Origin of the sequence: Microbacterium sp. 22179, assembly GCF_052045715.1 — a bacterium.
GTDB classification, from domain to species: Bacteria; Actinomycetota; Actinomycetes; order Actinomycetales; family Microbacteriaceae; genus Microbacterium; species Microbacterium galbinum.
The window spans coordinates 387,223-394,917 of the sequence record NZ_JBQEPJ010000004.1; the positions used below are offsets into that span (position 1 = coordinate 387,223).

General features: G+C 68.5%; 7 protein-coding genes. All 7 read left to right on the plus strand.

The window, feature by feature from the left end; all coding sequences use genetic code 11:
- Positions 1-2: 2 nt before the first annotated feature.
- A complete protein-coding gene (locus ACTJKK_RS11805; RefSeq protein ID WP_440748128.1) occupies positions 3-929 on the plus strand; it encodes an ABC transporter permease in 927 nt (308 codons plus the stop codon).
- Entirely contained in the window at positions 922-1,818 is an 897-nt protein-coding gene (locus tag ACTJKK_RS11810; protein WP_336641168.1) for an ABC transporter permease, read from the plus strand. The genes ACTJKK_RS11805 and ACTJKK_RS11810 overlap by 8 nt, the downstream gene beginning before the upstream one ends.
- Before the next feature lie 112 nt (positions 1,819-1,930).
- Positions 1,931-2,488, plus strand: coding sequence for a GbsR/MarR family transcriptional regulator (locus ACTJKK_RS11815; RefSeq protein ID WP_440748129.1), 558 nt, complete (start codon positions 1,931-1,933; stop codon positions 2,486-2,488).
- Positions 2,481-4,109 (plus strand): dipeptide ABC transporter ATP-binding protein, encoded by a 1,629-nt coding sequence (locus ACTJKK_RS11820; protein ID WP_440748130.1) that lies wholly within the window; start codon positions 2,481-2,483, stop codon positions 4,107-4,109. The genes ACTJKK_RS11815 and ACTJKK_RS11820 overlap by 8 nt, the downstream gene beginning before the upstream one ends.
- Entirely contained in the window at positions 4,106-5,539 is a 1,434-nt protein-coding gene (locus tag ACTJKK_RS11825) for a M14 family zinc carboxypeptidase (RefSeq protein ID WP_440748131.1), read from the plus strand. The genes ACTJKK_RS11820 and ACTJKK_RS11825 overlap by 4 nt, the downstream gene beginning before the upstream one ends.
- A complete protein-coding gene (locus ACTJKK_RS11830; protein WP_440748132.1) occupies positions 5,536-7,065 on the plus strand; it encodes a leucyl aminopeptidase in 1,530 nt (509 codons plus the stop codon). The genes ACTJKK_RS11825 and ACTJKK_RS11830 overlap by 4 nt, the downstream gene beginning before the upstream one ends.
- Positions 7,062-7,695: ornithine cyclodeaminase (locus ACTJKK_RS11835; protein ID WP_440748133.1), on the plus strand; the 634-nt coding region annotated here is incomplete at its 3' end. The genes ACTJKK_RS11830 and ACTJKK_RS11835, both read left to right, overlap by 4 nt.

Genomic DNA, 7,695 nt, shown 5'->3' on the forward strand with positions numbered 1-7,695 from the left:
ATATGTGGAGATTTCTCAGCCGGCGACTGCTGGAGCTCGTCATCGTCTTCTTCGGTGTCACGTTCGTCATCTACTGCGCGGTGTTCCTGCTGCCCGGTGATCCGATCGAGGCGCTGGGCGGCGAGCGCCCCCTCCCCGAGAGCGTGCAGCAGCAGCTGCGCGAGCAGTACGGTCTGGATCAGCCGATCTGGCAGCAGTATCTGAACTACCTCGGAGGGCTGTTCCAGGGAGATCTCGGCACGACCTTCACCGGCCAGTCGGTGAGCGAGCAGATGGCGAGCCGCTGGCCGACGACCATCACCCTCGCCCTCACCGCGTGGGGGCTGACGGTCCTGATCAGCGTCGTCCTGGGGCTGGTCGCCGGGCTGCGTCAGGGGTCGGCGATCGACAGGTCGGTGCTGCTGGGCACCATCATCGCCGAATCGGTCCCGGTGTTCGTCATGGGCATCACCGCCCAGTACGTGTTCGGCATCATGCTCAAGTGGACACCCATCGCCGGAGTCGGCGATGGGTGGCCACGAGCATTCATCCTGCCCGCGCTGATCATCGCCATCTACGGATTGGCGGGGGTGTCGCGCCTCATGCGAGGCAGCGTGATCGACACGATGCAATCGGACTTCGTCCGCACGCTCCGTGCCAAGGGCCTCTCGCGTCGGGGCATCGTCGGGCTGCACGTCACCCGCAATGCCGCAGCACCCGTGGTCAACGTGCTGGCGATCCAACTGGGCTCGTTGCTGGGCGGCACGGTCGTCATCGAGGCGATCTTCAACATCAACGGCGTGGGTCAGTTGCTCTACAAGGCGATTCAGGATCAGCAGGGCACCGTCGTCGTCGGTGTCGCCACCACGCTCGTCCTCATCTTCCTGATCACCAATGTCGTCGTCGACGTCATCTCCTCGCTCCTCGACCCCAGGATCCGCAATGACTGAGCCTGCGACCGTCGCCATCGACGGCAACTTCGACCGCGCGACCACACGCGGACTCTGGGCGACGCTGCGCGGACGCGTGCAGTTCTGGGTGAGTGTGGCTCTCCTCGGCTGCCTCGCGATCATCGCCGTCGCGCCGGGGTTCCTCTCGGGACTCTTCGGTCAGAGCGATCCCCGGGCGTGCGATCTGCTCGCGTCCAACCGCCCTCCCGGGCCGGGGCATCCGTTCGGCACAGACGTGCAGGGATGCGACGTCATGGCCAACGTGCTCTTCGGCACACGCACGTCGCTCTTCATCGGCCTGACGACCACCGCGATCTGCCTCATCGTGGCCGTCGTCCTGGGCACGCTCGCCGGGTACCGCGGCGGCTGGGTCGACTCGCTCATCGCCCGCGGCGCCGACGTCGTCCTGGGCTTCCCGTTCCTCCTCGGCGCGATCATCGTGCTCAACACGGCGCCCGACCGCACGCCTCTGCTGCTCTCGGCCGTGCTGGCCTTCTTCTCATGGCCGACGTTCGCTCGGCTGATCCGCAGCTCCGTCAAGGAGGTGCGCGAGCGGGAGTTCGTGCAGGCGGCGCACGCGCTGGGGTTCTCGCAGCTGCGTGTGGTGCTGTCGCACGTCCTGCCGAACTCCCTCGCCCCCACCCTGGCGATCGCCGCGACGATGGTCGGTGGGGTCATCGGGGCCGAAGCCACGCTGACGTTCCTCGGCGTCGGGTTGGTGCCGCCGTCGATCTCCTGGGGGGTGCAGCTGTCGACCGCGCAGTCGTACTTCCAGCTCGCTCCGCACACGGTGGTGTTCCCCAGCATCTTCCTGACCGTCACGGTGATCAGCCTCATCATGCTCGGCGACGCGCTCAGGGATGCCCTCGACCCGCGGGGACGATCATGAGCGGCGATGGACGGGCACCGACGTGCCGCATCGTTAGCCTGTGGGAATCACGCGGACGACGCCGGACGTCGCCGCAGACATGGACCAATGAAGACGAAAGGGGCGTCGTGACATGGCGCTGGATGCACTGAGCGACGAGATGATCGACTTCATCGATCGGTTCACCGATGCGTGGGAGCTGATGCGCGGCAAGAGGATGAGCGGGCGCGTGCTCGGCCTGCTGATCATCACGGACGAGCCCTCGCTGACGTCGGCCGATCTGGTGAGGCTCCTGGACGCCAGCCCGGGCAGCATCTCGACGTCGACACGGGCGCTCATGGACTCCGGGTACATCACCCGGCTGTCGGTGTCGCACAGCCGCGTCGCGCACTTCCGGGCGGAGGAGGATGTCTGGGGGGCGTTCCTCAGCCGCGAGAAGGTCGGTCTGCAGAGGATGGGCGAGGTGCTGCGCACGGCGATGTCGACCTCCATCGGCTCGGAACCGGCCCCTGCGCGCAGGCTGCGCAACGGCAGCCGCTACATGGCGTGGGTCGACCAGTTCCACCACAACCTGCTCGACCAGTGGCGCGCGTACCGCGACCAGGACGAGGACACGCCTCCGCCGTCCTCGTTGCCCGCCGAGATGATCGCCGCGATCAAACGCGACAGCGAGCGGAGAGACCGTGAGTGATCCCCTTCTGAGCATCACCGACCTCACGGTCGATTTCGGTTCGCACGGCGGGGGCTCGGTGCGAGCCGTCAACGGCGTCTCCTTCGATATCGGCCAAGGCGAGATCGTCGCGGTGGTCGGCGAGTCCGGGTCGGGGAAGTCCGTGACGGCGATGAGCGTGCTGGGTCTGCTGCCCCGCACGGCCGAGGTGACCGGGCGGATCTCCTTCGACGGCGACGACCTCCTCCAGCTCGACGAGCGCGCACTCCAGAGGATCCGCGGACGACGGATCGCCATGATCTTCCAGGACCCGTTCAGCGCCCTCGATCCGGTCTTCACCGTCGGATTCCAGATCCGCGAGACGCTGCGCCGGCATTTCCCCGATCTTTCCGCCCGCGAGCGCAGGACTCGCGCGATCGAACTGCTCGCGTCGGTCGAGGTGCGTGATCCGGAGCGGCGGGCACGGTCGTACCCGCACCAGCTCTCCGGCGGGCAGGCGCAGCGCGTGGTCATCGCCATGGCGTTGGCGTGCGATCCCGAGCTGCTCATCGCCGACGAGCCGACGACGGCACTCGACGTCACGGTGCAGCGCGAGATCCTCGACCTCCTCCTGCGCATCCGCGAACGTGAGGGAACGGCCGTGCTGCTCATCACCCACGACATGGGTGTCGTCGCCGACGTGGCCGACCGCGTCGTGGTGATGCGACACGGTCAGGTCGAGGAGACGCAGACGGTCGCCCGAATCTTCGCGCGCCCGGAGGCGGCGTACACGCGGCAGCTCCTTCAGGCGGTGCCTCGACTGGACGTGGCGGAACGCGAGTCCATCGCTGACGGCGTGCCCATCCTCGAGGTCGATGATCTGAGCGTCGAGTATCGGCGGGGGATCCGATCGGTGACCGCCGTGGAGCACGCGTCGCTGAGCATCGCGCGCGGTGAGATCGTGGCGCTGGTCGGAGAATCGGGATCGGGCAAGTCGACGATCGGCAAGGCCATCACGGGGCTCGCCCCGGTGACCGAGGGGCGGATCGTGATCGACGGCGTCGATGCCGTGCGCGCCCCGCGCCGCGAGGCCATCGAGCTGAAGAAGAAGATCGGCATCGTCTTCCAGAATCCGCAGGGCGCCCTGGACCCCCGGTGGACCATGGCGGAGTCGATCGGTGAACCGCTCCGTGTGCACGGCCGCATGCGGGGGAAGGTGCTGCAGGCCCGCACCGACGAACTCCTCGACGCGGTGGGCCTCTCCCGGTCGTGGGCCACGAGGTATCCGCACGAACTCTCGGGCGGACAGCGACAGCGCGTCGCGATCGCCCGTGCCCTCGCCCTCGATCCGCTCCTGCTGATCGCCGATGAGCCGACCTCCGCCCTCGACGTCTCGGTGCAGTCCACCGTGCTCGATCTCTTTCGCCGGTTGCAGTACGAGCTCCGCTTCGCCTGCCTGTTCGTCAGCCACGATCTCGCGGTCGTCGACAGCCTCGCCGATCGGATCGTGGTGGTGAGCAATGCCCGCATCGTCGAGCAGGGCGAACGGCGCGAGGTCCTGTCGAATCCGCGGGAGGACTACACCCGCCGGCTTCTCGACGCAGCGCCCGTGCCGGACCCGGAACACCAGCAGAGACGACGAAGAGAAAGAGGACGGGTATGACGACGGAAGCGATGGCGGCCACGATCTCCGACGACGAGATCGTGATGCGGGCATCCTCCCTGCCGGAGCTGGACGGATACCCCACGGTCGACGAACTGCTGGAGCGCGTTGAAGCGCTGCGCGAGGAGTTCCCCGACCTGGTCACGAAGAGACGCGTGGGCACCTCCCGTCTGGGCGAGCCCATCATGCAGTACACCGTCGACGGCGGGACGGATGCCGACGATCGGCGCGCACGGTGTCTGGTGGTCGGCGGCATCCATCCGAACGAGCCGATCGGCTCGCACACCGTCATCCGTCTGATCGACGACCTTCTGCGCGACGGATCGCTCCGGGAGCGCCTGCACGCGGTGTGGCACGTCATTCCCTGCATCGATCCCGACGGCATGCGGTTGAACGAGGGGTGGTTCGACGAGCCCTTCGACGGCGAGACCTACTTCCGCCACTTCTATCGTCCGCCGGGGCACGAGCAGGTGGAGTGGACGTTCCCGATCGACTACAAGAAGAAGTACTTCGATGCCACGCTCCCCGAGACCCGGGCTCTGCAGCGCGCCATCGATGAGGTGCGGCCCGACCTCTACATCCCCCTGCATAATTCCGAGACGGGCGGCGCCTACTACTACCTCTCTCCGGACGCACGCGACCTGGCGCCGCTGCTGCATCGCCTTCCCGCCGAACTCGGGATCCCCCTGCACCTCGGCGAGCCCGAAGCGTCGCATTTCACCGAGCTGGCGCCGGCCGTCTTCGCCGCCGGGACGTCGGAGGACGTCTACGAATGGCGCGTCCAGAACGGCCTCGACCCTGCGCCGCCCGGAGGGGCCGGTCAGTCCTCGACCAGCTATGCGAGCCGCTACGGCACGCTCTCGCTGATCGCCGAACTCCCCATCTGGCGGACGTTCGGCGCCGATGACACGCAGCCGTCCGGCACGAACTACGCGGACCTTCTGCGTGAGGCGGGGGAGGCGCTCGTGGGGACGGGGACGCACCTCTGCGCGGTGCTCGACAGCATCCGGTCGTCGCTCACCATCGACTCGCCGTTCCTGCGCAGTGCGGAGGCGTTCGTGCCCGGCATGACGCGCGCAGGACAGCACATGATCGACCGTGCCGAGGACCCCGCGAACGATCGGGTCGCGATCGTGGCCGAGCGGCCGATGTCGGTCGTGTGGATGTACCGTCTGCGTTTCGGCGGAGCACTGCTCCGCGCGCTGCGGGCCGAGGTCGCCGCCGGGTCGGCGCCCGCGACGGTCCGGCGGGCAGCCGCCGATCTGGAGCGATCGTGGAACGGGTGGCTGGCTCGGCGTGATTCCGACGAGCGTCCCGAGGGCATTCCCGTCACCGACGTCGTCGGGGTGCAGTACGGAGCAGTGCTCGGCCTCGTCGCGCATCATGCGCATCGCGTTCGCACTCATGCCCGTCTGGAAGAAGCATCATGACACTCATCGGTACCACGCTCCCCACGCTGCAGATCCTGTCGGGAGAAGCCGCCTCGGCTGACGTCGATGTGCTCGTCGTCGGTGTCGGCACGCGCGACGGTGCTCTCGAAGTCGCGGCGCCCGCGCTGCCGGACGAGATCTCATCCACGCTCACGACCGCCGCAGCGGCGGTCGGGCACAAGGGAGCGGTGGGCGCGGTCGCGCGTGTGCCGTCGCCGGCCTCGATCGCTTCGACATCCGTCGTGCTCGTCGGCCTCGGCGACTTCGCCGGCGCCGGTTCGGACGACGTCGCGGCCCGTGACGAGGTGCTGCGGCGGGCGGCGGGCTCGGCGCTGCGATCCCTCGAATCCGCGCAGCGTATCGGGATCGCGCTTCCCGTCAACGATCCCGCTAGTGCGGAAGCCGTGGCGCTGGGGGCGCTGCTGGGCGCGTATCGCCATACCGCGCATCGCGCCGAGCGCAGCGCGACGATCGCCGGGCGGACCATCGCGATCGCGGTCGGAGGAGACGCGCGATCGGCACTCGATCGCGCCACGATCCTCGCTCGCGCCGTCGCCGCCACACGCGATCTCGTGAACGAGCCCCCGTCCCACCTGTTCCCCGTGTCCTTCGCCGATGCCATCGTGGAGCGCGCGCAGCGCCAGGGCGATTCCGTCGTCGTCGACGTCATCGACGACGACGAGCTGCGCGAACGAGGATTCGGGGGGTTGATCGGCGTCGGAGCCGGGTCGGTGCGGGGGCCGCGGCTGGTCAAGGTCTCCTATGACCCGGCTGGCGCGACCCGCCACATCGCGCTCGTCGGCAAGGGGATCACGTTCGACTCCGGGGGCATCTCGATCAAGCCCGCGGCGAACATGGAGAAGATGAAGTCCGACATGGCCGGCGCTGCGGCGGCGGCTCAGGCGCTCTTCGCGATCGCGGAGCTCGAGCTGCCCGTGCGGGTGACGGCATGGCTGGCGCTGGCCGAGAACATGCCGTCGGGGTCGGCGGTGCGCCCGAGCGACGTCGTCAGCATCTACGGCGGCAAGACCGTCGAGGTGATCAACACCGACGCCGAGGGGCGACTCGTCCTCGCCGATGCTCTGGTGGCTGCGCAGGAGGAGAAGCCGGATCTGCTTCTCGATCTCGCGACCCTCACCGGCGCCCAGGTGACCGCGCTCGGGTATCGGACCTCGGGCGTCATGGGGGTGCGGAGTGCCCGCGACGCCGTCGTTCGCGCAGCCGATGCGACAGGCGAACCGATGTGGGCCATGCCCATCCCCGAGGAGGTATTGGCTGCCTACGAGTCGACCACGGCCGACCTCAAGAACGTCGGCAAGCCCGCTGCCGGCATGCTCGGCGCGGCGGCGTTCCTCCGAGAATTCGTCGAGGACGGAGTCGCGTGGGCACATCTCGACATCGCCGGCCCCGCCTACAACTCCGATTCGGCCTACGGGTACATGCCGCTGGGCGGGACCGGTGTGCCGGTGCGGACCCTCGTGGAGGTCGCCCGCGCCCTGGCTGACGGTTCCGAGGTGACGGCATGACCGCGTTCGTGGGTGTGCAGGACATGGTGGAGTGGATCGCGCGCCGTGGGGCCGAGACGATCATGACGGAGATGGCCGACACGATCGAGGCGGACTTCCGCCGGTGGGAGTCGTTCGACAAGAGCGAGCGCGTCGCCAATCACACGCCGTTCGGGGTGATCGAGCTGATGCCGATCAGCGACCCCGACGTGTACGCGTTTAAGTACGTCAACGGTCACCCGTTCAACCCGGGCCGCGGCTACCAGACGGTGACGGCGTTCGGTGTGCTCGCCGATGTGCACAACGGTTACCCGGTGTTCCTCGCCGAGATGACCATGCTCACGGCGTTGCGCACGGCGGCGACGTCGGCGATGGTCGCCCGGCGCCTCGCGCGCCCGGATTCGTCGACGATGGCGATGATCGGTGCGGGCAGCCAGGCCGAGTTCCAGGCTCTCGCGTTCCGGGGGGTGCTGGGGGTGTCACGGTTGCGGATCTACGACGTCGACCCTGCGGCGTCGGCGAAGTTCGTGCGCAACCTCGCCCCGCGCGGGTTCGACATCACGGTGTGCGCGTCGGCGTCGGAGGCCGCCGCCGGTGCCGACATCGTCACGACGTGCACGGCCGACAAGGCGGTCGCGCAGGTGCTGACGG